The 26,336-nt window shown below is 73.4% G+C and carries 26 protein-coding genes, 2 tRNA genes and 1 pseudogene; 16 read left to right on the forward strand and 13 right to left on the reverse strand.

The window, feature by feature from the left end:
• Positions 1–15 precede the first annotated feature (15 nt).
• From hflX to H6H00_RS17060, 3 genes are all read left to right on the forward strand, one after another.
• Positions 16–1,434 carry a GTPase HflX gene (gene hflX / locus H6H00_RS17050; protein ID WP_185716748.1) on the forward strand — a complete coding sequence of 473 codons (1,419 nt, stop codon included), beginning with the start codon at positions 16–18 and terminating at the stop codon, positions 1,432–1,434.
• A 14-nt stretch (positions 1,435–1,448) separates the two neighbouring features.
• Entirely contained in the window at positions 1,449–2,426 is a 978-nt protein-coding gene (locus H6H00_RS17055) for an SdiA-regulated/phytase-like domain-containing protein (protein ID WP_185716749.1), read from the forward strand.
• 130 nt (positions 2,427–2,556) lie between these two features.
• Entirely contained in the window at positions 2,557–3,414 is an 858-nt protein-coding gene (locus H6H00_RS17060) for a universal stress protein (RefSeq protein ID WP_185716750.1), read from the forward strand.
• Here the strand turns inward: H6H00_RS17060 and lexA are convergent.
• On the reverse strand, positions 3,392–4,129 hold the full coding sequence (lexA, locus tag H6H00_RS17065; protein ID WP_185716751.1) for a transcriptional repressor LexA: 738 nt from the start codon (positions 4,127–4,129) through the stop codon (positions 3,392–3,394). The two genes, H6H00_RS17060 and lexA, sit on opposite strands and share 23 nt — an antisense overlap.
• Positions 4,130–4,383: 254 nt before the next feature.
• Between lexA and H6H00_RS17070 the strand changes: the two genes are divergently transcribed.
• From H6H00_RS17070 to H6H00_RS17080, 3 genes are all read left to right on the forward strand, one after another.
• Positions 4,384–4,875, forward strand: coding sequence for a hypothetical protein (locus H6H00_RS17070; protein WP_185716752.1), 492 nt, complete (start codon positions 4,384–4,386; stop codon positions 4,873–4,875).
• Between the two features lie 160 nt (positions 4,876–5,035).
• Positions 5,036–5,515, forward strand: coding sequence for a transcriptional regulator NrdR (gene nrdR / locus H6H00_RS17075; RefSeq protein ID WP_185716753.1), 480 nt, complete (start codon positions 5,036–5,038; stop codon positions 5,513–5,515).
• Between the two features lie 176 nt (positions 5,516–5,691).
• The gene (locus tag H6H00_RS17080; protein ID WP_185716754.1) at positions 5,692–8,520 is read left to right on the forward strand and encodes a vitamin B12-dependent ribonucleotide reductase; all 2,829 of its coding nucleotides are present in this window, start codon (positions 5,692–5,694) and stop codon (positions 8,518–8,520) included.
• Between the two features lie 55 nt (positions 8,521–8,575).
• Here the strand turns inward: H6H00_RS17080 and H6H00_RS17085 are convergent, their stop codons facing one another.
• Positions 8,576–9,370 carry a transglutaminase-like domain-containing protein gene (locus H6H00_RS17085; protein WP_185716755.1) on the reverse strand — a complete coding sequence of 265 codons (795 nt, stop codon included), beginning with the start codon at positions 9,368–9,370 and terminating at the stop codon, positions 8,576–8,578.
• A gap of 55 nt (positions 9,371–9,425) precedes the next feature.
• Positions 9,426–9,629, reverse strand: a complete 204-nt coding sequence (locus H6H00_RS17090) for a helix-turn-helix domain-containing protein (RefSeq protein ID WP_185716756.1) — start codon at positions 9,627–9,629, stop codon at positions 9,426–9,428.
• 205 nt (positions 9,630–9,834) lie between these two features.
• On the opposite strand from H6H00_RS17090, the gene H6H00_RS17095 reads away from it, so the two are divergent.
• The 4 genes from H6H00_RS17095 to H6H00_RS17110 all read left to right on the forward strand — a co-directional run bounded on the left by H6H00_RS17095 (position 9,835) and on the right by H6H00_RS17110 (position 13,064).
• Positions 9,835–10,866, forward strand: coding sequence for an MBL fold metallo-hydrolase (locus H6H00_RS17095; RefSeq protein WP_185716757.1), 1,032 nt, complete (start codon positions 9,835–9,837; stop codon positions 10,864–10,866).
• Positions 10,867–10,931: 65 nt separating this feature from the next.
• A complete protein-coding gene (locus tag H6H00_RS17100; RefSeq protein WP_185716758.1) occupies positions 10,932–11,783 on the forward strand; it encodes a hypothetical protein in 852 nt (283 codons plus the stop codon).
• A 196-nt stretch (positions 11,784–11,979) separates the two neighbouring features.
• Positions 11,980–12,468 carry a DUF3145 domain-containing protein gene (locus H6H00_RS17105; protein ID WP_185716759.1) on the forward strand — a complete coding sequence of 163 codons (489 nt, stop codon included), beginning with the start codon at positions 11,980–11,982 and terminating at the stop codon, positions 12,466–12,468.
• Between the two features lie 47 nt (positions 12,469–12,515).
• On the forward strand, positions 12,516–13,064 hold the full coding sequence (locus tag H6H00_RS17110) for a hypothetical protein (protein WP_185716760.1): 549 nt from the start codon (positions 12,516–12,518) through the stop codon (positions 13,062–13,064).
• A gap of 21 nt (positions 13,065–13,085) precedes the next feature.
• Here the strand turns inward: H6H00_RS17110 and H6H00_RS17115 are convergent, their stop codons facing one another.
• From H6H00_RS17115 to H6H00_RS17140, 6 genes are all read right to left on the reverse strand, one after another.
• Positions 13,086–14,336: a beta-ketoacyl-[acyl-carrier-protein] synthase family protein gene (locus H6H00_RS17115; RefSeq protein ID WP_185716761.1), complete on the reverse strand. Its 1,251-nt coding sequence runs from the start codon at positions 14,334–14,336 to the stop codon at positions 13,086–13,088.
• Positions 14,333–14,575 (reverse strand): acyl carrier protein, encoded by a 243-nt coding sequence (locus tag H6H00_RS17120; RefSeq protein WP_185716762.1) that lies wholly within the window; start codon positions 14,573–14,575, stop codon positions 14,333–14,335. Before H6H00_RS17120 ends, H6H00_RS17115 begins: the two co-directional genes overlap by 4 nt.
• 45 nt (positions 14,576–14,620) lie before the next feature.
• Positions 14,621–15,625 (reverse strand): beta-ketoacyl-ACP synthase III, encoded by a 1,005-nt coding sequence (locus H6H00_RS17125; protein ID WP_185716763.1) that lies wholly within the window; start codon positions 15,623–15,625, stop codon positions 14,621–14,623.
• Entirely contained in the window at positions 15,622–16,530 is a 909-nt protein-coding gene (locus H6H00_RS17130) for an ACP S-malonyltransferase (protein ID WP_185716764.1), read from the reverse strand. The genes H6H00_RS17125 and H6H00_RS17130 overlap by 4 nt, the downstream gene beginning before the upstream one ends.
• A 102-nt stretch (positions 16,531–16,632) precedes the next feature.
• Positions 16,633–17,847, reverse strand: a complete 1,215-nt coding sequence (locus tag H6H00_RS17135) for a PucR family transcriptional regulator (protein ID WP_255425228.1) — start codon at positions 17,845–17,847, stop codon at positions 16,633–16,635.
• 30 nt (positions 17,848–17,877) lie between these two features.
• Positions 17,878–19,413: an AMP-binding protein gene (locus tag H6H00_RS17140; RefSeq protein ID WP_185716765.1), complete on the reverse strand. Its 1,536-nt coding sequence runs from the start codon at positions 19,411–19,413 to the stop codon at positions 17,878–17,880.
• 146 nt (positions 19,414–19,559) lie between these two features.
• Here H6H00_RS17140 and H6H00_RS17145 point away from each other — a divergent pair, with 146 nt between their 5' ends.
• Positions 19,560–20,303: a pirin family protein gene (locus H6H00_RS17145; protein WP_185716766.1), complete on the forward strand. Its 744-nt coding sequence runs from the start codon at positions 19,560–19,562 to the stop codon at positions 20,301–20,303.
• 67 nt (positions 20,304–20,370) lie between these two features.
• Here the strand turns inward: H6H00_RS17145 and H6H00_RS17150 are convergent, their stop codons facing one another.
• Positions 20,371–20,577 carry a cold-shock protein gene (locus tag H6H00_RS17150; protein ID WP_141278221.1) on the reverse strand — a complete coding sequence of 69 codons (207 nt, stop codon included), beginning with the start codon at positions 20,575–20,577 and terminating at the stop codon, positions 20,371–20,373.
• A gap of 230 nt (positions 20,578–20,807) precedes the next feature.
• Positions 20,808–23,657: a pyruvate dehydrogenase (acetyl-transferring), homodimeric type gene (gene aceE / locus H6H00_RS17155; RefSeq protein WP_185716767.1), complete on the reverse strand. Its 2,850-nt coding sequence runs from the start codon at positions 23,655–23,657 to the stop codon at positions 20,808–20,810.
• 118 nt (positions 23,658–23,775) lie between these two features.
• On the opposite strand from aceE, the gene H6H00_RS17160 reads away from it, so the two are divergent.
• The 3 genes from H6H00_RS17160 (at position 23,776) to H6H00_RS17170 (ending at position 24,843) form a co-directional block, all read left to right on the forward strand.
• On the forward strand, positions 23,776–24,210 hold the full coding sequence (locus H6H00_RS17160; protein WP_185716768.1) for a DUF3052 domain-containing protein: 435 nt from the start codon (positions 23,776–23,778) through the stop codon (positions 24,208–24,210).
• A gap of 69 nt (positions 24,211–24,279) precedes the next feature.
• Positions 24,280–24,738: a peroxiredoxin gene (locus H6H00_RS17165; RefSeq protein WP_185716769.1), complete on the forward strand. Its 459-nt coding sequence runs from the start codon at positions 24,280–24,282 to the stop codon at positions 24,736–24,738.
• Between the two features lie 33 nt (positions 24,739–24,771).
• A tRNA-Val gene (locus H6H00_RS17170) sits at positions 24,772–24,843 on the forward strand.
• Positions 24,844–24,878: 35 nt separating this feature from the next.
• Here H6H00_RS17170 and H6H00_RS17175 read toward each other — a convergent pair.
• Together H6H00_RS17175 and H6H00_RS17180 are read right to left on the reverse strand one after the other, a co-directional pair.
• Positions 24,879–25,247: a DUF5615 family PIN-like protein gene (locus H6H00_RS17175; protein ID WP_185716770.1), complete on the reverse strand. Its 369-nt coding sequence runs from the start codon at positions 25,245–25,247 to the stop codon at positions 24,879–24,881.
• On the reverse strand, positions 25,244–25,474 hold the full coding sequence (locus H6H00_RS17180) for a DUF433 domain-containing protein (protein ID WP_185716771.1): 231 nt from the start codon (positions 25,472–25,474) through the stop codon (positions 25,244–25,246). The genes H6H00_RS17175 and H6H00_RS17180 overlap by 4 nt, the downstream gene beginning before the upstream one ends.
• A gap of 146 nt (positions 25,475–25,620) precedes the next feature.
• Here H6H00_RS17180 and H6H00_RS17185 point away from each other — a divergent pair.
• Positions 25,621–25,692 (forward strand) — tRNA-Ser (locus H6H00_RS17185).
• A gap of 328 nt (positions 25,693–26,020) precedes the next feature.
• Positions 26,021–26,329: pseudogene (locus H6H00_RS32855) on the forward strand (protein kinase domain-containing protein); the annotation flags it as partial.
• Between the last annotated feature and the right edge of the window lie 7 nt (positions 26,330–26,336).

Below are 26,336 nucleotides of genomic sequence, written 5' to 3' on the forward strand. Positions count from 1 at the left end.
AGCATGACTCACACGATGACTGAACCCGTCCTGTCCCGCCCCGGCACGACCGGCGACTACGAGCTCGAGGAACGCTCCTCGCTCCGCCGCGTCGTCGGGTTGTCCACCGAGCTCACCGACATCACCGAGGTCGAGTACCGCAAGCTCCGCCTGGAGCGCGTGGTGCTCGTCGGGGTGTGGACGGAGGGCACCTCCGAGCAGGCCCGCGGCTCCATGGAGGAGCTCGCCCGCCTCGCCGAGACCGCAGGCTCCCAGGTGATGGACGCGCTGATCCAGCGGCGCCCGAAGCCCGACCCGGCCACCTACATCGGCTCCGGCAAGGTCGAGGAGCTGCAGCAGGTCGTGCAGTCCACCGGCGCCGACACCGTCATCTGCGACGGCGAGCTCTCGCCCGGTCAGCTGCGGCAGCTGGAGGACAAGCTCAAGGTCAAGGTGGTCGACCGCACCGCGCTGATCCTCGACATCTTCGCCCAGCACGCCCGCAGCCGGGACGGCAAGGCGCAGGTCGAGCTGGCCCAGCTGTCCTACCTGCTCCCGCGCCTGCGCGGCTGGGGCGAGGCGCTGTCGCGGCAGGTCGGTGGCCGCGCCGCGGGCGGCGTCGGCATCGGCGGCCGCGGCCCCGGTGAGACGAAGATCGAGCTCGACCGCCGGCGCATCCGCGACCGCATGTCCAAGCTGCGCCGCGAGATCGGGGCGATGAAGCAGATCCGCGAGACCCAGCGCGGGTCGCGCCGGCGCAACGAGATCCCGGGCGTCGCGATCGTCGGCTACACCAACGCCGGCAAGTCGAGCCTGCTCAACGCGCTCACCGGCGCGGGCGTGCTCGTCGAGGACGCGCTGTTCGCCACCCTCGATCCGACGACCCGGCGGACGTCCACCGGCGACGGCCGCACCTACACCCTCACCGACACCGTCGGCTTCGTGCGGCACCTGCCGCACCAGCTGGTCGAGGCGTTCCGGTCCACGCTGGAGGAGACGGCGGGGGCCGACCTGCTCGTGCACGTCGTCGACGCCTCCGACGCGCTGCCCGAGGACCAGATCAAGGCGGTCCGCCAGGTGCTGGTCGAGATCGGGGAGGAGCAGCAGGGGCGGATGCCCCACGAGCTGCTCGTCGTCAACAAGACCGACGCGGCGGGCGACCTGCAGCTCGCCCGGCTGCGCCACCTGCTGCCCGACGCGGTGTTCGTCTCCGCGAAGCGCGGCGACGGCATCGACAAGCTCCAGGCCCGCATCGCGGAGCTGCTGCCGCGGCCCGAGGTCGACGTGGAGCTGCTGATGCCCTACGTCGAGGGGTCGCTGGTGGCGCGCGTGCACGCCGAGGGCGAGGTGCTGGCGGAGGAGCACACGCCCGAGGGCACGCGGATGCACGCGCGGGTCGGCGCCGAGCTCGCCACCGCCGTGCTGCCGTACGTGCTGGTGGAGGGCTCGAGCTGATCCGGCTGCTCCTGGTGGCGGCCCTCGCGGTCGCCGCCCCGCCCGCGCCCGAGGTCCGCTGCACGGTCACCGACGACCGGCTCGCGGAGCTGTCGGGGATGGTCGTCGCCGACGGCGGGGTGTGGGCGGTGTCCGACGGCGGCCGCAGCGTGCAGGTGCACCGCATCGACCCCGGGGGACCGGGTGAGAGCTGCGAGATCGCCGACACCCGCACCGCCGACGTCGACCCGTTCGACGCCGAGGACCTCGCGCTCGGGCCCGACGGCGAGTTCTGGGTGGCCGACACCGGCGACAACGACCGTTCCCGGGAGACCGTCGCCGCCATCGTGCTGCCCGTGCGCGGGGAGGCGCGGCTGCACCGCTTCACCTACCCCGACGGCCCGCACGACGCCGAGGCGATGCTCGTCGACGCCGCCGGGATCCCGTACGTGATCACCAAGGACGTCGGGACGCCCGCCGGGGTGTACCGGCCGGCGGAGGCGCCGCAGGGCCGCGGGCCGTTCCCGCTGGAGCGGGTGGCGCAGCTGTCGCTGCCGGTCTCCGACACGCAGGGCGGGCCGATCGGGGGAGTCGGGTCGCGCACCGTCACCGGCGCCGCGATGTCGGCCGACGGGCGGGTCGTCGCGCTGCGCACCTACACCGACGCCTGGCTGTTCCCCGTCGTCGACGGCGACGTCGCGGCGGCCCTGCAGGGCGAGCCGGCCCGCGTGCCGCTGGCCGGCGAGCCGCAGGGGGAGGCGGTCGCGTTCGAGGCCGACGGCACGCTGCTGTCGGCCTCGGAGACCCGCGGCGGGGTGCCGGGGGAGCTGCGCGCGGTGCCCGGGGCCGCCGCGCTGGCCGCGCAGCCGTTCACCCCGCCCGCCGGCACCCCCGCGCAGCCCGCGGCCGAGCCGGCACCCGAGTGGCTGCCCGCCCTGATCGGCGGCGGGGTGACCGTCGGACTGCTGGTGCTGCTCGCCGCGGCGCTGTCCTGGCGGGCGCGGCGCCGCTGAGCCGGTGGCGACGCCGGTACCCGCGTGCGCGCCGCACGTCCCGGTCCTCGGCGATCGCGGGCGACGTTTCCCCGGCGTAACCGGCGCGGCCCCCCGCGCGGTTACGGTGATCACGGTCGAAGGAGGCGCGGTGCCGATCGTCACCGGTTACGAGGACACGCCGGGCGGGCACGACGCGCTCGTCCTGGGTGCGCAGCTGACCCGGCTCACCGGGCTGAGCGCCGTGGTGGCCACGGTCTACCCCGTCGACGCGCGCGGGCTCGCCGTCGTCGCGCGCGACCCGCGCTGGCGGGAGAAGGCGCGCCGCGTCGCCGCGGGCCGGTTCTCGCGGGCGCGCGAGCTCATCGGCGACGGCTGGGGCGCCGACGAGCCGGAGTTCGTGGCGCTCACGCCCGGCTCGGTGGCCGACGTGCTCGCCGACCACGCCGACGACGTGGGGGCCGCCGTCCTCGTGGTGGGCTCGACCGGGCACGGGCTGCTGGGCCGCCTCGCCCCCGGCCGCACGGTGCAGCGGCTCCTGCCGCTGGCGCGCTGCCCGGTGGCGATCGCGCCGCGCGGCTACCGGCACCTCGGCACCGGGACCATGACCACGGTGACCGTGGCCTACGACGGCAGCGCCGAGGCCGACCGGGCCGTGGCGGTGGCCGTGCACCTCGCGGGCCGGACCGGGGCCGCGGTGCGGGTCGTCACCGTCGCCGAGGACGCCGACGGCGTGCCGGCGGCGCAGGCGCTCGCCCACAAGGGAATCGCGTCGCTGCCGGTCGAGGTCGACGCCATCAGCGACGTCGTGGTCGGCCCGGTGGCGGCCACCCTGGCCGCCCTGCCGGACCGCACGGACCTGCTCGTGGTGGGCTCGCGCGGCTACCGCTTCATGCAGCGGCTGCTGCTGGGCGGGGTGGCGGGGGTGCTCGTGCGCACCGCCCGCTACCCCGTGATCGTGGTGCCCGCCGCGGCGGGCGACGCCGTCAGAGGCGCCGCAGGACCGTGACCACCCGGCCGAGCACGGTGGCGTCGTCGCCGGGGATCGGGTCGTAGGCCGCGTTGGCCGGCATCAGCCACACGTGCCCGTCGCGCCGGGTGAACGTCTTGACCGTGGCCTCGCCGTCGATCATCGCCGCGACGATCTCCCCGTTCTCGGCGACCGGCTGCTGGCGCACGACCACCCAGTCGCCGTCGGTGATGGCCGCCTCGACCATCGAGTCGCCCCGCACCTTGAGCAGGAACAGGGTGCCCTCGCCGACGATCTCGCGCGGCAGCGGGAACACGCTCTCCACCGCCTGCTCGGCGAGGATCGGCCCACCGGCGGCGATCGTGCCCAGCAGCGGGACGAACGCGGGGGTGGGCCGCTCGACGACGCCGGAGTCCGACGGCGCCGCGTCGGGCTGCTCGTCGGGCGGGCGGACGTCGACCGCGCGGGTGCGGTTGGGGTCGCGCCGCAGGTAGCCCTTGCGCTCGAGCGTGCGCAGCTGGTGGTGCACCGACGAGGTGGAGGTGAGCCCGACGGCGTCGCCGATCTCGCGGACGCTCGGCGGGTAGCCGTGGCGCTCCACCCAGTCGCGGATGACCTCCAGCACCTTGCGCTGCCGGGGAGTGAGACCGACGGGGGCGCTCGCGGGGTCGGGGAACGTGCTCACCTGGGCGGTCGGCCCGGGGCGCACCCCCTCGTCGTCGCCACCCGTCGGGCCGGGCTCGTCCCGTGCCATGTGCTCGCGCCTCCTCGTCGGTACTGCTCGTTCGGTGCCGTGCGGTCCGTGCGGACCGGACACGTGTCGTGGGCCCGACCGTAGCCCCGATTCCGGTTCTCGCCAAACACATGTTCGAACGACACGCCCCGTTCTCTCGATTCTGTCGGTGGTCGGTGGTACACATCGCTCGACGATCGTTCGAACATGCGTTCCCGTTCGAACGGTGCGAGCAGTTCGAACGGTCAGCGGGTCCGAGCGAAGGGTGGAGTCCGGTGCACGATCAGATCGAGGACGGAATGCGGTTCGGCGGCACGGCCCTGCGCCGGACGGTGCCGGACCGGGCGCAGGTGCCGGACCGGGCGCAGGTGCCGGACCGGGGGCGGGCGCACCCCGCCCGGGTGCTGCCGCGGCGCGGGCGGGCCCCCGGGCCGCGGCCGGTGCGGCCCGTGCAGCCGCCGCGTGCGGTGCGGCCGGTGCAGCCGCCCCGTCCGGACGGCGACCGGGCGGGGGAGCGGGGGCAGCGCGGCGGGCGCGTCCTGCTGCGCTCGGTCCCGGTGCTGCCCCCGCGGGTGCTGCGCCGCCGCCGGGTGGCCGCCGCCATCGGCACGGCCCTGCTCACCGCCGCGGTCGTCGTGCTGCTGGGGCTGCTCGCCGACGTGGCCGCCGCGGCCCGGCACTCCGCCGCCGCGCCGGAGGTGACGAGCACCTCGCTCACACCGGTGGTGGCATCGCCCGTGCAGGTGGCGGGCGTGCTCGGGGGCTGACGCTTCGCGCCCGGCCCGCCGCCGGCCCGCGCCCGCGTGCCCGTTCGGACGACGCGGCGCCACCGATAGGGCCTCCCGGCTTTCAGTGCCCCTACATGTTGTGGTTACATGGGTGTCGTTAGCCCAGGGATGGGGTTCCGTTCGTCGGAGGGGGTTGTCCGTGCGCTGCCCGTTCTGCCGTCACTCCGACTGCCGGGTCATCGATTCCCGCGAGGTCGACGACGGGGTCGCCACCCGCCGCCGGCGCTCCTGCGCCTCCTGCGGGCGCCGGTTCACCACCGTCGAGGAGGCGGTGCTGGCCGTCGTCAAGCGCAGCGGGGTCACGGAGCCCTTCAGCCGCGACAAGGTCGTCAGCGGGGTCCGTCGGGCCTGCCAGGGCCGGCCCGTCGACGAGGACGCGCTGGCGCAGCTGGCGCACCGCGTCGAGGAGGCCGTCCGCGCGGGCGGCACCGCCGAGATCCCCAGCCACGAGGTCGGCCTCGCGATCCTCGGGCCGCTCCGCGAGCTCGACGAGGTGGCCTACCTCCGGTTCGCGAGCGTCTACCGCTCCTTCTCCTCCATCGAGGACTTCGAGAAGGAGATCGCCGACCTGCGCGACACGCCGGCGCGCGACACACCCGCCCGCGCCGCGCCCAGCTGACCCGTCCCACCGATCGTCGGCCCGACCCGGCCGCCCGACGCACCGCCGCGCCGGCACCGCACTCCGCGCCGTTGAACCGGACGTCGCGCACTCCCGTCATCACCGCCAACACTCGTACGCGGCGCGCACCGCAGGACCGATCCCGGTCCGTCGTGCGCGCAGGAGAGGGAACACCCATGACCGAGACCGTCGGCACCACGTCCGGACGCGGGAAGAAGGCACCCCGGGCCTCCCGGCCCGCTGGCCTCACGATCGAGCGGATCCACACCACCGCCGGCGTGCACCCCTACGACGAGGTCACCTGGGAGCGCCGCGACGTCGTCATGACCAACTGGCGCGACGGCACGATCAACTTCGAGCAGCGCGGTGTCGAGTTCCCCAGCAGCTGGTCGGTCAACGCCACCAACATCGTCACCAGCAAGTACTTCCGCGGGGCCGTCGGGGCGGTGGAGCGCGAGTCGAGCCTGCGCCAGCTCATCGACCGCGTGGTCGGGGTGTACCACCGCTCCGGCCTGGAGAACGGCTACTTCGCCACCGACGACGACGCCGAGGTGTTCGCCCACGAGCTCACCTGGATGCTGCTGCACCAGGTGTTCAGCTTCAACTCCCCGGTCTGGTTCAACGTCGGCACGACCTCGCCGCAGCAGGTCAGCGCGTGCTTCATCCTCGCCGTCGACGACACGATGGAGTCGATCCTCAACTGGTACCGCGAGGAGGGCCTGATCTTCAAGGGCGGCTCCGGCGCGGGCCTGAACCTCTCGCGCATCCGCAGCTCGAAGGAGCTGCTGTCCTCGGGCGGCACCGCCTCCGGGCCGGTCTCGTTCATGCGGGGCGCCGACGCCAGCGCGGGCACCATCAAGTCCGGCGGGGCCACCCGGCGCGCGGCGAAGATGGTCGTCCTCGACGTCGACCACCCCGACATCGAGGAGTTCGTCGAGACCAAGGCCAAGGAGGAGGCCAAGGTCCGCGTGCTGCGCGACGCCGGCTTCGACATGGACCTCGGCGGGGCCGACATCACCTCGGTGCAGTACCAGAACGCCAACAACTCCGTCCGGGTCACCGACGAGTTCATGCGCGCCGTCGAGGCGGGCACCGATTTCGGGCTCCGCGCGCGGATGACCGGCGAGGTCATCGAATCCGTCGACGCGAAGAAGCTGTTCCGCGGAATCGCCGAGGCCGCGTGGGCCTGCGCCGATCCCGGAATCCAGTACGACGGCACCATCAACGACTGGCACACCACCCCGGAATCGGGCCGGATCTCCGCGTCCAACCCGTGTTCGGAGTACATGCACCTCGACAACTCGAGCTGCAACCTCGCGTCGCTGAACCTGCTCACGTTCCTCGGTGACGACGGCCAGTTCGACGCCGCCCGCTTCCAGAAGTCGGTCGAGCTCATCATCACCGCGATGGACATCTCCATCTGCTTCGCCGACTTCCCGACCGACCCGATCGGCGAGACCACCCGCGCCTTCCGCCAGCTCGGCATCGGCTACGCCAACCTCGGTGCGCTGCTGATGGCCACCGGCCACGCCTACGACTCCGAGGGCGGCCGGTCGCTGGCCGCGGCCATCACCTCGCTGATGACCGGCGCGTCCTACAAGCGCTCCGCCGAGCTCGCCGGTGTCGTCGGCCCCTACGAGGGCTACGCCCGCAACGCGAGCGCCCACCAGCGCGTCATGCGCAAGCACGCCGCCGCCAACGACGACGTCCGCACGTTCCCGGCGAGCTCCGGCATCCACAAGCTGGCCACCATCGCCTGGAAGGACTGCCTGGCCACCGGCGAGCGCAACGGCTGGCGCAACGCCCAGGCCTCGGTGCTCGCCCCCACCGGCACCATCGGCCTGATGATGGACTGCGACACCACCGGCATCGAGCCGGACCTCGCGCTGGTCAAGTTCAAGAAGCTGGTCGGCGGCGGGTCGATGCAGATCGTCAACCAGACCGTGCCGCGCGCGCTCACCAAGCTCGGCTACCAGCCGGAGCAGGCCGAGGCCATCGTCGAGTACGTCGGCGAGCACGGCCACGTCGTCAACGCCCCCGGCCTGCACCCCGAGCACTACGAGGTGTTCGACTGCGCGATGGGCGAGCGGGTCATCGCCGCGATGGGCCACGTCCGGATGATGGCCGCGGTGCAGCCGTTCCTCTCCGGCGCGATCTCCAAGACGGTCAACATGCCGGAGACGGCCACGGTCGAGGACGTCGAGCGGGTCTACCTGGAGGGCTGGAAGCTCGGCCTCAAGGCGCTCGCGATCTACCGCGACAACTGCAAGGTCGGCCAGCCGCTGTCGGCGGGCAAGTCGGCCAAGAGCTCGGGCGGGGGGGAGAAGGAGACCGTCACCGTCGTCGAGCAGCGGCCGATACGGCGCCGCCTGCCCAAGAAGCGCCCCAGCGAGACCGTCTCGTTCACCGTCGGCGGCGCGGAGGGCTACCTCACCGCCGGGTCCTACCCCGACGACGGCCTCGGCGAGATCTTCGTCAAGCTCGGCAAGCAGGGCTCCACGCTGTCGGGCGTGATGGACGCGTTCTCGATGTCGATCTCGGTGGGCCTGCAGTACGGGATCCCGCTGGAGTTCTACGTCTCGAAGTTCTCCAACCTGCGCTTCGAGCCGGCGGGCATGACCGACGACCCGGACGTCCGCATCGCCACCAGCGTGCTCGACTACCTGTTCCGCCGCCTCGCGCTCGACCACCTGCCCTACGAGAAGCGCGCGCAGCTCGGCATCTTCTCCGCCGACGAGCGCACCGCGCAGGTGGCCGACCAGTACGGCGAGACCGTCGACGTCGAGGGCCTGCGCCAGGGCGTGGAGACCGAGCACACCGGCCCCGTGACCCCGGCCGGCGCCTCGAAGGCCCCGGTCGAGGTGGGCAGCTCCACCGAGCTGCTGGAGCTGCGGATGGGCAAGGCCGCCGACGCGCCGCTGTGCATGACCTGCGGCACGAAGATGCGCCCCGCCGGTTCCTGCTACCTGTGCGAGGGCTGCGGCAGCACCAGCGGCTGCAGCTGACCCCCCCGCTCCGGAGCCGTGGTGCCGCTGGAGGGCACCACGGCTCCGCCGGGCGTCAGGTGAGGGTGACCACCGCGGACCCGTCGTCGTTGGGCAGCTCGTCGACGACGGCCAGCACGTTCACCGACAGCAGGTTCGCGATGCCGTGGTGCACCGACAGGAACGCGGTGTCGGAGGCGTCGCGGCCGGTCCCGATCCGCAGCATCGACGGCCGCGGGGCCAGCCCGGTGGCGTCGACGACCCGCCAGGAGCCGTCGACCCACGCCTCGACGACCGCGTGGAAGTCCATCGGGTCCAGCCCCGGCGCGTAGACGGCGACCAGCCGCGCGGGCACGTCACGCGCGCGCAGCAGGGCCACGACCAGGTGCGCGTAGTCGCGGCAGACGCCCTCGCCGAGCAGGAGCGTGTCGATCGCGTCGTCGGTGGGCTTGCTCGACCCGCTGAGGTAGAACAGGCGCCCCCACACGAAGTCGCGGACGGCGGAGACGAGCTCGCCGGTGTCGTCGATGCCGTCGAACTCGCCGCCCGCGATCGAGAGCAGCCGGTCCGACGGGCAGTAGCGGCTGGGCCGGCGGTAGGCGAGCAGGTCGAGCTCGGTGGTCTCCGGCGCGGGCAGCGGCCCCTCGACGGTGGCCGCGTACTCCAGCACCGTGCGCCCCACCTGCGCGTCGACGACGTGCAGGCGGCCGTCGTGCGGGGCCGCGACCTCGCGCCACGGCACCGCCTCGCCGTCGCGGGTGATCGACAGCTTCTCGTCGGCCGACGCGGACGCGACGGCCACCTGGAAGGCGAGGAGAGCGGGCTCGGTGACGTCCAGCTCGAGGAACGCGGTTACCTGACGACGGTGCACGCGGCGATCGTCGCAGCCGTCGATGACAGCCGCGTGTCCGCACCGCCGTCGGGGGTCAGCCCGCCTCGTACCGGGCTTCGCGGATCAGCTCCTCCACCGCGCTGCGCTGCACGCGGAACGACCTCCCGAACCGCACCGCCGGGAGCTCCCCGCTGTGCACGAGGCGGTACACCGTCATCTTCGAGACCCGCATCCGGTCCGCCACCTCGGCCACGGTGAGGAACGGTGCGCCGATCATCTCCGGCACTTCTGCAGCCATCCTGCCCACGCCTCTCGTCCCGCCCCGGGGGGCGCTGTTCACCGTGGGTGGGACAGTACGGGAGCAGGCCTCACCCTCCGGGGTACTCCGACCGGCACGAACAGGTGAGGATCACGCCCGTTCCGTCCGGTTCGCCACGCGGGGTGGCAGCGCCAGGGTGGTACTCGGCCCGGACGGGTGCGTGTGCAGCGCATAGGGTCGGGCGGTGATCCTCGACGACGACCCCGACGGCGACTGGACCAGCGGCGGCCCCTACCGCTGCGCCCCCGACGTCTACCGCATCCCGCTGCCCCTGCCGCAGGACGGCCTGCGGGCGGTGAACGTCTACGCGATCCCCGACGGCGACGGCTGGACGCTGATCGACTCGGGCTGGGCGCTGGCCGAGTCGCGCGAGCTGCTGACCGCGGCACTGGGCCGGCTCGGGGCCGGGCTCGGCGACGTCCGCCGGTTCCTCGTCACCCACATCCACCGCGACCACTACACGCAGGCCATCGCGCTGCGCCAGGAGTTCGGGGCGCACGTCGCGCTCGGGCGGGGGGAGGAGAGCGGGCTCGCGGAGATCCACAGGTCCGGTCGCGACCCGTTCGAGGCCCACCGGTCGCGGCTGCTGCGCGCCGGGGCCGACGCGCTGGCGGCCACGATCGAGGCGACCCGGCCGGAGCCGGGCGACCTGTCGGTCTGGGAGCCGCCGGACGAGTGGATCGAGGACGGCGCCGAGATCGCGGTGGGGGACACGCAGGTCCTTACCGCCGTCGAGACGCCCGGGCACACCCGCGGCCACCTCGTCTTCGCCGACGACGCCGCCGGGCTGCTGTTCGCCGGCGACCACGTCCTGCCGCGCATCACCCCGTCGATCGGCTTCGAGCCGAACCCGACGCCGAGCCCGCTGGCCGACTTCCTGACCTCCCTGCAGCTCATCCGCTCCCGCAAGGACGCCTCGCTGCTGCCGGCGCACGGGCCGATCGGGATGCGCGTGCACGAGCGGGTCGACGCCCTGCTCGAGCACCACGGCGACCGGCTCGACGCCACCCTCGCCGCGGTGCGCGAGGGCCGGTCGACCGCGCAGTCCGTCGCGGAGGCGCTGCCCTGGACGCGGCACCGCAGGCGCCTGCCCGAGATGGACACCTTCAACGCGATGCTCGCCGTCCTGGAGACCCAGGCGCACCTCGACGTGCTCGCCGAACGGGGTGCTGTGACGATCACGTTGCAGTCCGGAGTCGCTCACTACACATCGTGATAACGATTCACTCCGTGTAGGCGTCAGGACGGGTCGTTGCGCCGACCGGTCGTACGCTCCGCGTCGTGTCCGTACCCGGAACGGGGCGTCTGAGCCTCGCGCTCGTGGCCTTCGCCGTCGGCGTGTCCGGCGTCGTGCTGGCCACCGAGGGGGTCACGTTCGGGGGCCCGGCGCCGACCGTCGCGCTCGCGCCCGTCGTGTCGACCGGGTGCGCGGCCGCCGGGCCCTACGTCGTGCCGGAGCGGGGGAGCGTCGGGCTGCCGCCGTCGCTGCGGCTGTGCGCGGGCGGCCCGCTCACGGTGACGACGCCCGGGACGGTGCTCGACGGCATGGACCTGCGCGGCGGGGTCGTCGTCGACGCCGCGGACGTGGTGGTCCGCCGCAGCCGGATCACCGGCGACGGCACGCAGCCCTACGGGATCGTGACGACCGCGGCGGGCTCGGTGCGCATCGAGGACACGACGCTCACCGGCCGGTTCACCGAGGCCGCCGTCGGCGGGGACCGGTGGACGGCCGAGCGGATCGAGATCGTCGGCGTCGCCGGGGACGGGGCGCACGCCGGGCGGGGGAGCCGGCTGCGCGCGAGCGTGCTGTCGCGCTTCGCGCCCGGCCAGGGCGTCGACGGGCTGACGGTGACGGGGTCCGACGTCGTCGTGGAGCACTCCACCGTCCGGATGGGCGACGGGCACGGCAGCGCGGTCCGGATCGCCCCCGACGGCGCCGGGGGACCGGTCGTCGTGCGCTCCAACGTGCTCGGCGGCGGCGGGTACACCGTGCACCAGGACGGCGGCCCCGGCGACGACGTGCACGTCGTCGACAACCGCTTCGCGCGCGACGCGGCACGGGCCCCGCTGCGGCTCCCGGCGAGCGCCGAGGCGGCCGGCAACACCTACGTCGACGGGGTCCCCGTCCGCTGAGCGACGGACCGGCGGCGCACTGCGCGGCGACACGCCCGGCTGTCCTGCAGTGGTGGCGGCGGCGGCCCGGAACGGGCAGACTCGCGCCCAACATCACCGAGCCCGGGCCAGGTACCCGGACAAACGAGACGCAGCAGGCGCGCCACGACGCGAGGACGTAGGGGAAGACGATCCTCGTCGACGTTGGAGGTCTGCAGTGAATGCACGCGGCGTGGTCTTCGTCCACTCGTCGCCGACTGCGGTCTGCCCGCACGTCGAGTGGGCGATCTCTGGCGTGCTCGCGACCAAGGTGTCGCTGCACTGGACACCCCAGCCGGCGGTGCACGGTCAGCTCCGTGCCGAGTGCACCTGGAGCGGCCCCGCCGGCAGCGGCGGCGCGATCGCCGGTGCCCTGCGGGCCTGGTCGATGCTCCGCTTCGAGGTGACCGAGGAGCCCACCCCCGGCGTCGACGGCGAGCGGTTCTGCCACGTCCCCAACCTCGGCCTGTGGAGCGGGCGGACGAGCGCCAACGGCGACATCGTCGTGGCGGAGGACCAGCTGCGGACCCTGCTCGCGAGCTCCACGAACGGCCAGATCCCCTCGCGGCTGCACGACCTGCTCGGCTCGGCGTGGGACGAGGCGCTGGAGCCCTTCCGGCTCGCCGGCGACGGCGCCCCGGTCACCTGGCTGCACCAGGTCGGCTAGGGGTTCCCGCGTCGGGGCCGTCGCGGCCGCTGCGGCAGGATGGCCGCGTGCGGATCAGGGGCGGGACGGTGGTGGGGGCGCTGCTCGGCGTCCTGTTCGTCGCCGGGCTCCTGGTCGCGTGGTCCGGGGCCGGGCAGGCCGTGTCGGCGGTGCCGCCGCTGCGCGCCGCACCCGCCGTGCCGCCGTCCGGCGTGGGCTCGGCGGAGGTGCTGCTCTCGGCCGACGCGCTGGCGCACCCGGCGCACGAGCTGGTCCGCGCCCAGCTCCAGCGCCACTACGACGCGATCAACGCCAAGGACTACGCGGAGTGGGTCGCCACCGTCGTGCCCGAGCGCAGCGAGGCGCTGCCGGAGGAGGCCTGGCGGGAGGCCTACGACTCCTCGCAGGACGGCACGATCCGGATCGACCGCATCGACGACCTGGAGGGCGCCCGCGTACTGGTCCGCGTCCGGTTCGTCAGCATCCAGGACGTCGAGGACGCCCCGCCGGACGTCCCGGCGCGCCGGATCTGCTGGCGCAGTTCGCTGCCGATGAGCGGCGAACCGCCGCTCATCGAGCAGACCGGGGCGGGCAGCTCGATCGCCAGCCCCTGCTGAGCGGGTGCCCCCGCGCAGCCGCTACCGCACGAACGTGAGCGCCACGTTGTGCCCGCCGAAGCCGAACGAGTCGTTGACCGCGGCGGTGATGTCGAGCTTGCGGGGCTCGCCCGCCACCACGTCCAGCTCCACACCCGGGTCGAGGTCGTCGAGGTTGAGGGTGCCGGGGACGATCCCCTCCTTGATCGAGAGCAGCGTGACGATGCCCTCGACCGCGCCCGCCGCACCGACCAGGTGACCCAGGGCCGACTTCGGCGCGGTGAGCACCGGGTGGTCGCCCAGCGCCTTGCGCACCGCGCGGGTCTCGCCCACGTCGCCGGCCACCGTGGAGGTGGCGTGGCAGTTGACGTGCGTGACGTCGGCCGCGGACACGCCGGCCTTCTCGATCGACCTCGTGATCGCGCGCGCCTGTCCCGTGCCCTCGGGATCCGGGCCGGTGATGTGGTGGGCGTCGGAGGTGATGCCGAAGCCGGCCAGCTTCCCGTGCACCGTGGCGCCGCGGGCCGCCGCGAACTCGGCGCGCTCCAGGACCATGATGCCCGCGCCCTCGCCGAGCACGAAGCCGTCGCGGTGCGTGTCGAACGGGCGCGACGCCCGCGTGGGGTCGTCGTTGCGCTGGCTCAGCGTGCGGGCCTGCACGAACCCGGCGACGGTGATGCCGGTGATGCAGGCCTCCGCGCCACCGGCGACCACGACGTCGACCTCGCCCGCCTGCAGCAGGCGCATGGCCCAGGCCATCGCCTCCGCACCGGACGCGCACGCCGAGACCGGCGCGTGCACCCCGCCCTTCGCGCCGAGCTCCAGGCCGACCCAGGCCGCGGGCCCGTTCGGCATGAGCATCGGCACGGTGAGGGGGGAGACCTTGCGCAGGCCCGGGCCCTCCAGGAGGTCGTCCTGGTCGAGCAGGGTGACCGCGCCGCCGATGCCGGTGCCGATGACGACGGCGAGCCGCTCGGGCTCGACCTCCGGTGCCCCGGCGTGCGCCCACGCCTCCTTCGCCGCGACCAGCGCGACCTGCTCGCACCGGTCGAGCCGGCGCAGCTGCACGCGCGGGATGACCTCGGAGGGCTCGACGGCCAGCGGCGCGGCGATCTTCACCGGCAGGTCGTGACGGGTGACCCACTCGTGCTCGTCGTCGTCGATGCGCCGCACGCCGGACTTCCCCGCGAGCAGCGCCTCCCAGGTGGAGGTGACGTCGCCACCGAGGGGGGTCGTCGCACCGAGACCGGTGACGACGACCTCCACGGGGGACGACGAGGAGGTGCTCGTCACTGGTTCTTCGCGATGTAGTCCACCGCGTCACCGACCGTCTTCAGCTCGGCCAGCTGGTCGTCCGGGATCTTGACGCCGAACTTGTCCTCGGCCTGGACGGCGATCTCGACCATCGACAGCGAGTCGATGTCGAGGTCGTCCACGAAGGACTTGTCGGCGGAGACCTCGGAGGTGTCGATGCCGGCGACCTCCTCGACGATCTCGGCGAGGCCGGCGAGGATCTCGGTGCTGTCTGCCACGTGAACTCCTTCTGGGGGTGGTGGGAAAACTGGGGCCCTGATGGCTCAGGGGAACCGGACGACCTGGCCGGCGAAGGACAGGCCCGCGCCGAAGCCTACGAGCAGCACGGTGTCGCCGGAGCGGACCCGCCCGTCGGCGCGCATGTGGTCCAGGGCGAGCGGGACGGACGCGGACGAGGTGTTGCCCGAGTGCACGATGTCGTCGGCCACCCGCATGTCCTCGCGGGCGCCCTGCTTGCGCAGCTTCTTGGCCACGGCCTCGACGATCCGCAGGTTGGCCTGGTGCGGCACGAACACGTCGATGTCGGCGGGGGTGAGCCCGGCCAGCTCGATCGCGCGCAGCGCGACGGGGGCGACCTGCGTGGTGGCCCAGCGGAACACCGCCTGGCCCTCCTGGTGCAGCGCACCGCCCGCGCGGGAGCCGTGGCCGTCGAGGATGCGGATGGCCTGGTTCATCTCCCCGGCGCTGCCCCACGCGACGGGCCCGACGCCCACCGCGGCGGCGTCGGCGGCCGCGCCGATCACCGCCGCGCCCGCGCCGTCGGCGAAGATGATCGCCGTGGAGCGGTCGGTCCAGTCCAGCCAGTCCGACAGCTTCTCCGCGCCGATGATCAGCACGTTGCGCGCGGTGCCGCCGCGGACCATGTCGGCGGCCATGCCGAGGCCGTAGCAGAACCCGGCGCAGGCCGCGTTGAGGTCGAAGGCGGCGGGGGCGCGGATGCCGATGCGCTCGGCGGTCTGGGCCGCGGCGTTGGGGATGAAGTTGGGCATCGTGCAGGTGGCGACCAGCACGCCGTCGATCTCCGACGGGTCGAGGCCGGAGTCCTTCACCGCGCGCGCCCCGGCGTCGGAGGCCATGTCGACCAGCGAGACGCCCTCGGCGGCGACGCGGCGGGACCGGATGCCGACGCGCTCGCGGATCCACTGGTCGTTGGTGTCGATGCGCTGCGCGAGCTCGTCGTTGGTGATGACGACCTCGGGCTGGTGGCTGCCCAGGCCCAGCAGGCGGGCGCCGGCGACCGGCTCGGCGAGGCGCAGTACCGGTGTCATCGATCGGCTCCGATCAGCTCGTGCGCCGCGTCGAGGTCCCCGGGGGTCTTGAGCGCGAGCGTGGTGGTGCCCTTCAGCGCGCGCTTCACGAGTCCGGTCAGCGCCCCCGCCGGCGGCAGCTCGGCCGTGGCGGTGACGCCGAGCTCGCGCAGCGCGTCCATGCAGGCGTCCCACCGTACGGGGCGGGTGACCTGGTCCACCAGGCGGCGCAGCGCCTCGGCGCCGTCGCCGACCACGGCCCCGTCCGCATTGGACAGCAGGGGGCGGGTCGGGTCGCTCGTCGCGAGGCCCGCGGCGTGGGTGCGCAGGGCCTCCTGGGCCGGGGCCATGAAGCGGGTGTGGAACGCGCCGGCGACCGGGAGGGCCTTCACCCTGGCCCGCTCGGGCGGGTCCTCGGCGAGCGCGGACAGCGCGGCCAGCGGGCCCGCGGCCACGACCTGGCCCGCGCCGTTGATGTTGGCGGGGTCCAGCCCCAGCTCGGCCAGGCGGGCGAGCACGGCGTCGGGGTCGCCGCCGAGGACGGCGCTCATGCCGGTCGGCTCCAGCGCGCACGCCGCGGCCATCTCCCGGCCGCGCACCGCGGCGAGGGCGACGGCGGCGTCGGGGGTGATGACCCCGGCGATCGCGAGCGCGGCCAGCTCGCCGACCGAGTGGCCGGCGACGGGTGTGTCGGGCGGCAGGTCGAGGCGGGCGGCGGCGAGCAGTGCGGCCGCGACGACCAGCGGCTGCGTCACCGCGGTGTCCTTGATCTCGTCGGCCTCGGCGACGGTGCCCAGGCGCACCAGGTCGAGCCCGGCGACGTCGGACCACGCGGCCAGCTGCTTCTCGGCGTCGGGGTCGGCCAGCCAGGGGGAGAGCATGCCGGGGGTCTGGGATCCCTGTCCGGGAGCGAGCAGTGCGATCACAGCACGGACCCAACACGTCGCGGGCCCGCCGCGGGCATGCCGCCGGGCACGAACTCTGCGGCGCCGTTGTGTGGGGAACCCACAAACCCGCGCCAGCCGACCTCACCGGAGTCCATCGCCGACCTGCCGTTCGTTGTAGGGATTCCGCAGCTCATCGGCGTCCAACCTGGCCGCAACGAGCGCCGTCCGCAACACCTGTGCGTCGCGCGGTTCCGTCGGGACGCGGCCGGTGAGTTCGCTCACCCGGCGCAGCCGGTACCGGACGGTGTTGGGATGGACGAACAGCGCGCGGGCGCACGACTCGAGCGCCCCGCCGCCGTCCAGGTACGCCGTCAGGGTGTCCAGCAGCGCGCCGCCCGCGGCGTGCAGCGGAGCGAGGAGGGCGGCCAGGGCGCGGTGGGCCGCGGCGTCGCCGCACAGCGCCCGCTCGGGCAGCAGGTCGTCGGCGTCGACCGGGCGCGGGGCGTCGGGGCGCCCGGGGGCGGCGCGCAGGCCGGCGAGGGCCTCCCGGGCGCTGGTGTGCGCGGACCGCAGGTCGGGCACCGGCGGGCCGAGGACGACCGGGCCCGGGCCGAAGTCGTCGACGAGGCGTCCCAGCCCCCGCACGCCCGGTCCGCGCGACGGGCCGGAGGGCTCGGAGAGCAGCACGATCAGCCGCTGCCCCTGCACCCCGACGAGCACAGAGCGACCGGACCGGTGGGCGTGGCGGCGCAGCTCCCCGAGCGCCTCCTCGGGGGCCTCGACCGGCGTCGATCCGACGACGACGAGCACTGCGGCCGCCGGGTCGAAGCCGAGCGCGGCGGCGCGGGAGACCATCGCGTCGTCGGCCTCCCCGCGCACGACGGCGTCGACGACGAGGGCCTCCAGCCGGGCGTCCCACGCGCCGCGGGTCTCGGCCGCGTTCGCGTAGACCGTGGCCGCCGCGATCGCGATCTCCCGGCCGAACCGCAGTACCCCCTCGACGAGCACGCGGCGCTCGTCGTCGTCGGCGGCGAGCGGGGGCAGGTGCTGCTCGAACACGTCGGTCGCCACCCGCACCAGCTCCACGGTCTGGCGCAGCGACAGCCGCCGGGCCAGGTCGCGGGGCGCGATCCGGAACGCCTCCGCGGTGAGCCGGATGCTCTCGCCGGGGCGGGTCAGCCAGGCCGCGAAGTTGCCGACCCCGGTCTGGGTGACGAGCAGGACGCCCGCCCGCTGCTCGGCGGGCAGGCGCTCGAACCAGTCGAGCCGCTGGTGCATCGCGGCCAGGCAGTCGGCGGCCAGCTCGCCCGAGGCGCGCTCCAGGCGGCGCACGGTCGCGGCGGACACCGGGCTCACCGGGGCACGCTACCTCCCGGCCCGCCCCGCTCAGTTCACCTGGCGCTCGCGGCCGTCCCAGTAGGCCGCGCGCAGCTTGAACTTCTGCACCTTGCCCGTGGCGGTGCGGTCCAGCTCGTCGCGGAACTCCACCGAGGTCGGGGCCTTGTAGCGGGCCAGCCGGGACTTGCAGTGCTCGATCAGCTCGGCCTCGGTCGCCGCCGCACCGGGCGCGAGCACCACCAGCGCCTTGATCGTCTCGCCCCACTTCTCGTCGGGGACGCCGATGACCGCGACCTCCGCGACGGCGGGGTGGTGCGCGAGGGTGTCCTCGACCTCGATGGAGGAGACGTTCTCCCCGCCGGTGATGATCACGTCCTTGCGCCGGTCGCTGATCGCGAGGTAGCCGTCGTCGTCGATCCGGCCGCCGTCACCGGTGTGGAACCACCCGTCGCGCAGCGTCTCGGCGGTCTCCTCCGGCTTGCCGTGGTAGCGCTTGAGCACCACGTTGGACCGCGCGAGCACCTCGCCGTCCGGGGCGAGGCCGATCGTGACGCCCAGCGCCGGGGCGCCCGCCCGGCCCAGCTTCGCGGCCCGCTGCTGCGGGTCGAGGTCGTCCCACTCGGCCCGTCGACGGTTGACGGTCAGCAGCGGCGAGGTCTCGGTCAGGCCGTAGATCTGCAGGAACTCCCAGCCGAGCTCGGTCTCGACGCGGGCGATGGTGGCCGTCGGCGGCGGGGCGCCCGCGACGACGATCCGCACCCGCCCGCGGCCGGGGATCTCGCCGTCCCAGTCGGCGGCGGCGGTCAGCACCGCGTTCACCACGGCCGGTGCGGCGCACAGGATCGTGACGCCGTGCTCGTCGACCCGGCGCAGGATCTCCGCGCCGTCGACCTGGCGGAGCACGACGTGCCGGGCGCCGACGCCGCTCATCGCGAACGGCATGCCCCAGCCGTTGGCGTGGAACATCGGCAGGGTGTGCAGGTAGACGTCGCGGTCGCCGGCGCCCACGTGCATCGCGAACGTCACCGCGTTCACCCAGATGTTGCGGTGGGTCAGCTCGACGCCCTTGGGCCGCGCGGTCGTGCCGCTGGTGTAGTTGAGGGTGGCCGTCGCCTCCTCGTCGGGCTCCCACGGTGCGGGGTCGGCGCCGAACGCGAGCATCTCGCGGTCGCCGTCCTCGCCCAGGACGATCGTGCGGGCGCACGGGACGTCCCCGAGGCGCTCGGCCACCTCGGGGTCGAGCAGCAGGACGCTCGCCCCGGAGTCCTCGACGATGTAGGAGATCTCCTCGGTGGAGAGCCGGAAGTTGACCGGCACCAGCACCCGGCCGTGCCCGGCGACCCCGAAGAAGGAGGTGAGCAGGCGGGCGCTGTTGTGCGACACGATCGCGACCCGCTCGCCGAAGCCGACGCCCATCCCGTCGAGGGCGGCGGCCTGCGCGCGGGCCAGCTCGCCGATGCGGGCATAGGTCAGGTCGGTCCACGGCGCGGCGGGCTGCACCGGCTCGTCGACGAATCCGATCCGGTCGCCGTAGACGGTGACGGCGCGGTCGAGGAAGTGCCGGATCTCGAACGGCACGTGCATGGGGGATCCTCCTGGGAATGTCCCGGCGGGGGACCGGGTGTCGACGACCGTGGTCGACTCCCCGGTGCGGCGCAAGGGGTCTCCCCGGACCAGGGAATGCCCGACGGGTCCAGGTCGTTGACACGGCAACTACTCAGGAGGTCGACATGTCGCTCACCCCGTCCGTGGACGTCCGCCGCTCCGGCGACCGGTTCGCCACCCGGATCGACTGGCTGGACTCGAAGCACAGCTTCTCCTTCGGCCCGCACTACGACCCGGACAACACCCACTTCGGCGTGCTGATGGTGAGCAACGACGACGTGGTGCGCGCGGGGAGCGGCTTCGACACGCACCCGCACCGCGACATGGAGATCGTCACCTGGGTCCTCGACGGGTCGCTGGTGCACCAGGACTCCACGGGCCACAACGGGCTGATCCACCCCGGGCTGGCGCAGCGGATGAGCGCGGGCACGGGGATCCTGCACTCGGAGAAGAACGACGCGGCCGGCGCCACGCAGGACGTGCACTTCGTCCAGATGTGGGTGGTGCCCGACGAGTCCGGGGTGGCCCCCGGCTACGAGCAGCTCGACATCACCCCGGAGCTGGACGGGGGCGGCCTCGTCGTCGTGGCCTCGGGCATGCCGGAGCACGCGGCCGACCGGGCGATCACGATCAGCCAGAAGCACGCGGCGCTCTACGCGGCGCGACCCCCGGCGGGATCGGTCGTCACCCTCCCCACGTCACCGCTGGCCCACCTGTTCGTGGCGCGCGGAGCGGTGGAGCTGGAGGGCGTCGGTGTCCTGCACACGGGCGACACGGCCCGGATCACCGCGTCGGACGGCCGGCGGCTGACGGCCGGGCCCGACGGGGCCGAGGTGCTCGTGTGGGAGATGCACGCGACCCTCGGCTGACGCCGGGGTCGTCACGCCGGACGGAGCGAACCGTCCGGCGTGACGCCGTGCGGGATGTGGTGTCTGCTCAGGCGAGCGGCTCGACCTTGGTGGCCTGCGGCCCCTTCTGGCCCTGCTCGATGTCGAACGACACGCGCTGGCCCTCGTCGAGGCTCTTGTAGCCGTTGGTCTGGATTGCCGAGTAGTGCACGAACACGTCCGCGCCACCACCGTCAGGAGCGAGGAAGCCGTAGCCCTTCTCGCTGTTGAACCACTTGACGGTGCCCTCTGCCATTCTTGCTCTCCTCGTACCTTCAGCCGGGGCACTCGCCCCCGGCGTCGCGCCGCCAGGAGGCTGTGAGTCCGCCACCCGGTCGGGACCCCGTTCGCGATCACGCGAGGTCGGCGTCGGGCGGAGCGTATCGCGAGAATCGCTCCCTGCCGAGACCCAATGACCAGTGCGTTCGAGCGGATCTCGGCCCGAGGGGCGGGGCGGGCGGCGCTGCGCCCGCCCCGCGTGCTAGGTCAGGCCACGCCGCTGTCGCTGGTCTGCGGCCCGGCGGCCTGGGGGTCGTCGATCCGGTACTTCGCCGCCGCCTCGGCCGCGGTGGCCCCGTCGAAGGAGCCCTCCGCGGCGAGTGACTGCAGCGCCGCGACCACGATCGACTCCGCGTCGACGTTGAAGTGGCGCCGCACGGCCGGGCGGGTGTCGGACAGGCCGAACCCGTCGGTGCCCAGCGTCGTGAACCGGGCCGGGACCCACTGGCGGATGAGGTCGGGGACCGCCCGCATCCAGTCCGAGACCGCCACCACGGGCGCGTCGCCGGGCAGGGCCTCGCTGACGAACGCGGTGCGGCGCTCGCCGTCGCCGTGCAGCAGGTTGTGCTGCTCGGTCTCGACGCCGTCGCGGCGCAGCTCGCCCCACGACGTCACCGAGTACACCTCGGCCCCGACGCCCCACTGCTCGGCGAGCATGTCGCGCGCCTGCAGCGCCCACGGCACCGCGACCCCGGACGCGAGCAGCCGGACCTGCGGCCCGTCCTCCCGGTTCGTCGTCGCGATGCGGTGGATGCCGCGCAGCAGACCGTCGACGTCGAGGTCGGCGGGCTCGGCCGGCTGCACGTACGGCTCGTTGTAGACCGTCAGGTAGTAGATGACGTTCTCGCCGCCCAGGGTGTCCGGGTCGTCGGTGGCGCCCTCGCCGTACATGCGCCGCAGGCCGTCCTTGACGATGTGCGCGACCTCGTAGGAGAACGCGGGGTCGTAGGCCAGCACGGCCGGGTTCGTCGCCGCGAGCAGCAGCGAGTGCCCGTCGTTGTGCTGCAGGCCCTCGCCGGTGAGCGTGGTGCGCCCGGCGGTGGCCCCGACCAGGAACCCGCGGGCCATCTGGTCGGCGGCGGCCCAGATCGAGTCGCCGGTGCGCTGGAAGCCGAACATCGAGTAGAAGACGTACACCGGGATCATCGGCTGCCCGTGCGTGGCGTACGACGTGCCGACCGCGGTGAACGAGCCCACCGAGCCCGCCTCGTTGATGCCCTCGTGCAGCAGCTGGCCCTGCTCGGACTCGCGGTAGGCGAGCATGAGCTCCGCGTCGACCGAGGTGTACTGCTGGCCGTTCGGGTTGTAGATCTTCTGCGTCGGGAACATGGAGTCCATCCCGAACGTGCGCGCCTCGTCGGGGATGATCGGCACGAAGCGGCCGCCGATGTCCTTGTCCTTGATCAGCTCGCGCAGCAGCCGGACGAACGCCATCGTCGTGGCGACCTCCTGCTTGCCCGACCCCTTCCGGACGAAGTCGTAGACCTTGTCCCCGGGCAGGACGAGCGGCTTCGCGGTGACGCGGCGGCTCGGCAGCGGTCCGCCGAGGTGGCGGCGACGCTCCCGCATGTACTGCAGCGCCTCGTCGTCCTCGCCGGGGTGGTAGTACGGCGGCAGGTACGGGTCGGCCTCGAGCTGCTTGTCGGTGATCGGGATCCGCTGGGAGTCGCGGAACTCCTTGAGGTCGGCGAGGCTCAGCTTCTTCATCTGGTGCGTGGCGTTGCGGCCGGCGAAGTGCGAGCCCAGGCCGTAGCCCTTGATCGTCTTCGCCAGGATGACGGTGGGCTGGCCGTGGTGCTCCAGTGCCGCCGCGTAGGCCGCGTGCACCTTGCGGTAGTCGTGCCCGCCGCGCTTGAGGTTCCACACCTGGGCGTCGGACATCGGCTCGACCAGCGCCTTCGTCCGCGGGTCGCGGCCGAAGAAGTGGTCGCGGACGTACGCGCCGTCGTTGGCCTTGTAGGTCTGGAAGTCGCCGTCGGGCGTGGTGTTCATCAGGTTGATCAGCGCGCCGTCGCGGTCGGCGTGCAGCAGGGCGTCCCACTCCCGGCCCCACACGACCTTGATGACGTTCCAGCCGGCGCCGCGGAAGAACGACTCCAGCTCCTGGATGATCTTGCCGTTGCCGCGGACCGGGCCGTCGAGGCGCTGCAGGTTGCAGTTGACGACGAACGTGAGGTTGTCGAGACCCTCCGTCGCCGCGATCTGCAGCTGGCCGCGCGACTCGGGCTCGTCCATCTCGCCGTCGCCGAGGAACGCCCACACGTGCTGGTCGGTGGTGTCGGTGAACCCGCGGTCGCCCAGGTAGCGGTTGTACCGGGCCTGCATGATCGCGTTCATCGGGCCCAGGCCCATCGAGACCGTGGGGAACTCCCAGAAGTCCGGCATGAGGCGCGGGTGCGGGTAGGACGGGAGGCCGTGGCCGGGCCCGCCGTGGCTGAGCTCCTGGCGGAAGCCGTCGAGCCGGTCCTCGGTGAGCCGCCCCTCCAGGTACGCGCGCGCGTAGACGCCGGGGGAGGCGTGGCCCTGGATGTAGACCTGGTCGCCCCCGCCCGGGTGGTCCTTGCCGCGGAAGAAGTGGTTGAAGCCGACCTCGTACAGCGTCGCCGAGGACGCGTAGGACGAGATGTGCCCCCCGACCCCGATCCCCGGGCGCTGCGCGCGGTGCACCGTCATGGCGGCGTTCCAGCGGATCCAGCGGCGGAACTGGCGCTCCGCCTCCTCGTCGCCGGGGAACCACGGCTCACGGTCGGTGGGGATGGTGTTGACGTAGTCGGTGCTGGTCAGCGACGGCACGCCGACGTGCCGCTCGCGGGCCCGCTGGAGCATCCGCAACATCAGGTAACGCGCGCGCTGCTGCCCGGCCGCGTCGAGCACCGCGTCGAAGGAGTCCAGCCACTCGGCGGTCTCCTCCGGGTCGATGTCGGGCAGGTGGGCGGCGAGGCCGTCGCGAATGATGTTGACGCGCGGTGCTCCACCGGTGGTCTGGCCGGTCAAGGGATCTCCCTGCGTGGCTCTGCTGGATGGGTCTCGGGCTGTGGGGTCTCGGACTCGGTGCATCTCGGGGTCATCCCCTATCGTGCCCTCCGACGTAGGATCTCGTAACGAGTGGTTGCGGGTCGACGAGTCAGGTGTCCGGATATCGCATCCGGATCCAGAGGAAGAGGGGTACACAGGCGTGGTCGCCGCGGAAGATGCCGGACGCCAGTCCGACATCGCGGGAAAGCTCGGCGTGGAGCCGGGCATGGTCGTCCAGGAGATCGGGTGGGACACCGACGTCGACGAGGCGGTGCGCGACGCCGTCGAGGAGAGAGCCGGTGACGACCTGCTCGACGAGGACGCCGTCGACGTCGTCGACCTCGTCCTGATGTGGTGGCGGGAAGGGGACGGGGACCTCGTCGACGCGCTCGTCGACGCCGGCGGGCCGCTCGCGGAGAGCGGCGTGATCTGGGTGCTCACCCCCCGGACCGGCCGCCCCGGGCACGTCGAGCCGAGCGAGATCGCCGAGGCCGCCCCCACGGCGGGCCTGTCGCAGACGTCCAACGTCAGCGTGGGCGACACGTGGGCCGGCGCCCGGCTGGTCGCGCCGAAGGCGGCCAAGTCCCGCCGCTGAGCCCGCCGCCCCCCGCCGCACCGTCGTCGCGTCCGCCACGGCGGATCTCAGACCTGGAGAGGCACGCACATGGCGCCCGAGGTGGGAACCGAAGCACCCGACTTCACCCTGAAGGACCAGAACAAGCAGGAGTTCACGCTCTCGTCGTTCCGCGGCGCGAAGAACGTCCTGGTCGTGTTCTACCCGTTCGCGTTCTCCGGCGTCTGCACGGGTGAGCTCACCGCGGTCCGGGAGGACCTGGCGTCCTTCCAGAACGACGACGTGCAGATCCTCGCGGTCTCCGTCGACCACTCGTTCGCGCTCAAGGCGTGGGCCGACGCGGAGGGCTACGAGTTCCCCCTGCTCGCCGACTTCTGGCCGCACGGCGAGGTGGCGCGGGCCTACGGGGTGTTCAACGATTCCGCGGGCTTCGCCCTGCGCGGTACCTTCCTCGTCGACAAGACCGGTGTGGTGCGGTTCGCCGAGGTCAACGGTCCCGGCGAGGCGCGTGACCAGGACGCGTGGCGCAAGGCCCTCGCGGCCGTGTAGGACCCGCGCCGGGGCCCCGGGTCCCGGTACGGCGGGCGCGTAGCTCAGCGGAAGAGCTCTCGGTTTACACCCGAGCGGTCGCAGGTTCGAACCCTGCCGCGCCCACTGGTTGACCTGCGGTTTGGGCCTTCGCGAGATGCTCAACCGATGGGTAGCGGGCGAACTCGCAGGGAGTCGTCTCCGATGACGATGATGGATCCGCTGCGCAGTTCGTCGTCGACCTGGGGCAGGTTGGCCAGGAGCAGTGCCGCGAGCTGGTCGACTCTGCGCCCTGCCACGCGCCGGACCAGGACCACGGACGGCCCGGTCGCGTGTGACGCGGCAAGCAGGGTGCCGAAATCGGTGTCGGCGCTGACGAGTACGCGGCTGTCGTCGAGTGCGGCGCGCATGACGTCCGGGTCACTCGCGGCGTGCAGGCCCAGTGACCGGAGATGGACGACGTCCCAACCGCCCGGTGTGAGGAGGCCGACGAGCCGCGGCGAGAGATTGTTGTCGAGCAGCAGTCTCACGCCGGGGTGCGGAGCGGCAGCCGGCGCTCGCGGACTGTCTCCGCGGCGTAGTGGAGGGCTTCGGCGACGTCGGCGGGGGACAGGTCGGGCAGGTCGGTGCAGATCTCCTCGACGGTCATCCCGTCGGCGATCATGGAGACGACGGTGGCGACCGGGATGCGGAGTCCGCGGATGGTGGGGGCTCCGCCCATGAGGTCGGGGTCCACGGTGATCCGGTCGAACGGCATGGAGCCATGCTACGGCGGGAGGAGCCGTGTGAGGCGGCCTCCGGCCGCGAGGAGTACGCGTGACACGGTTCGTGACACGAAACGACGGTGTCCGGTGGGATCCGTGGGTTCTCCGGGGCTGATCGTGTTGCTGTAGGTGCTGGTCGGGGCGGTGGTGTACGTCGTCGGCTCGCTTTACACCCGAGCGGTCGCAGGTTCGAACCCTGCCGCGCCCACCACTGTGACCAGCACGTTCGCCCATCGAGTTGATCTTTGCGGTCGGCGGGACCCGAGGTGCCCGGTCATCCCGCCGGGGTCCGCAGGCCGTCGCCCAGGCCGAGGCGGCGCGGGTGCGTCTGGTCGACCAGCTCGACGAAACGGCGGGATCCGCGGGCGAACGCGACGGTGGACCCGCTGCTCGACCGCTGGAAGCTCTCGACGTCGGCTGATCCCGGCGCGTGACCGGGCCGGTCGACCCGGCGCGGACGGCGAGGGGATCTCGTGTCGCCGTCGTTACCCGGGGGTGGCGTGAGGTGGGCACGAACGGGGAATGCGGTGTGGGTGACGATGACGAGCCCTCCGGGTGCGGACCGGGCGGACGGTCTCCTGGGTGGGCGCTATGCGCTGGGTGAGGTCCTCGGGGTCGGGTCGTCGGCGGTGGTCCGTCGTGCCGAGGACGTGCGCACGGGGCGGTTCGTCGCGGTCAAGCTGTTCTCGGTCGGGGGCTCGCCGGTGGAGCACCGCAGGCGTCGCCGCGAGGTCGAGGCCCTGACGCGGTTGCGGCACCCGGGTCTGGTCCGCCTGCTCGACGGTGATCCCACCGGTGCGTGCCCGTTCGTCGTCACCGAGTTGGTCGAGGGGCCGACGCTCGCGCAGGCGCTGG

The sequence above is a fragment of the Pseudonocardia petroleophila genome, assembly GCF_014235185.1.
GTDB lineage: Bacteria > Actinomycetota > Actinomycetes > Mycobacteriales > Pseudonocardiaceae > Pseudonocardia > Pseudonocardia petroleophila.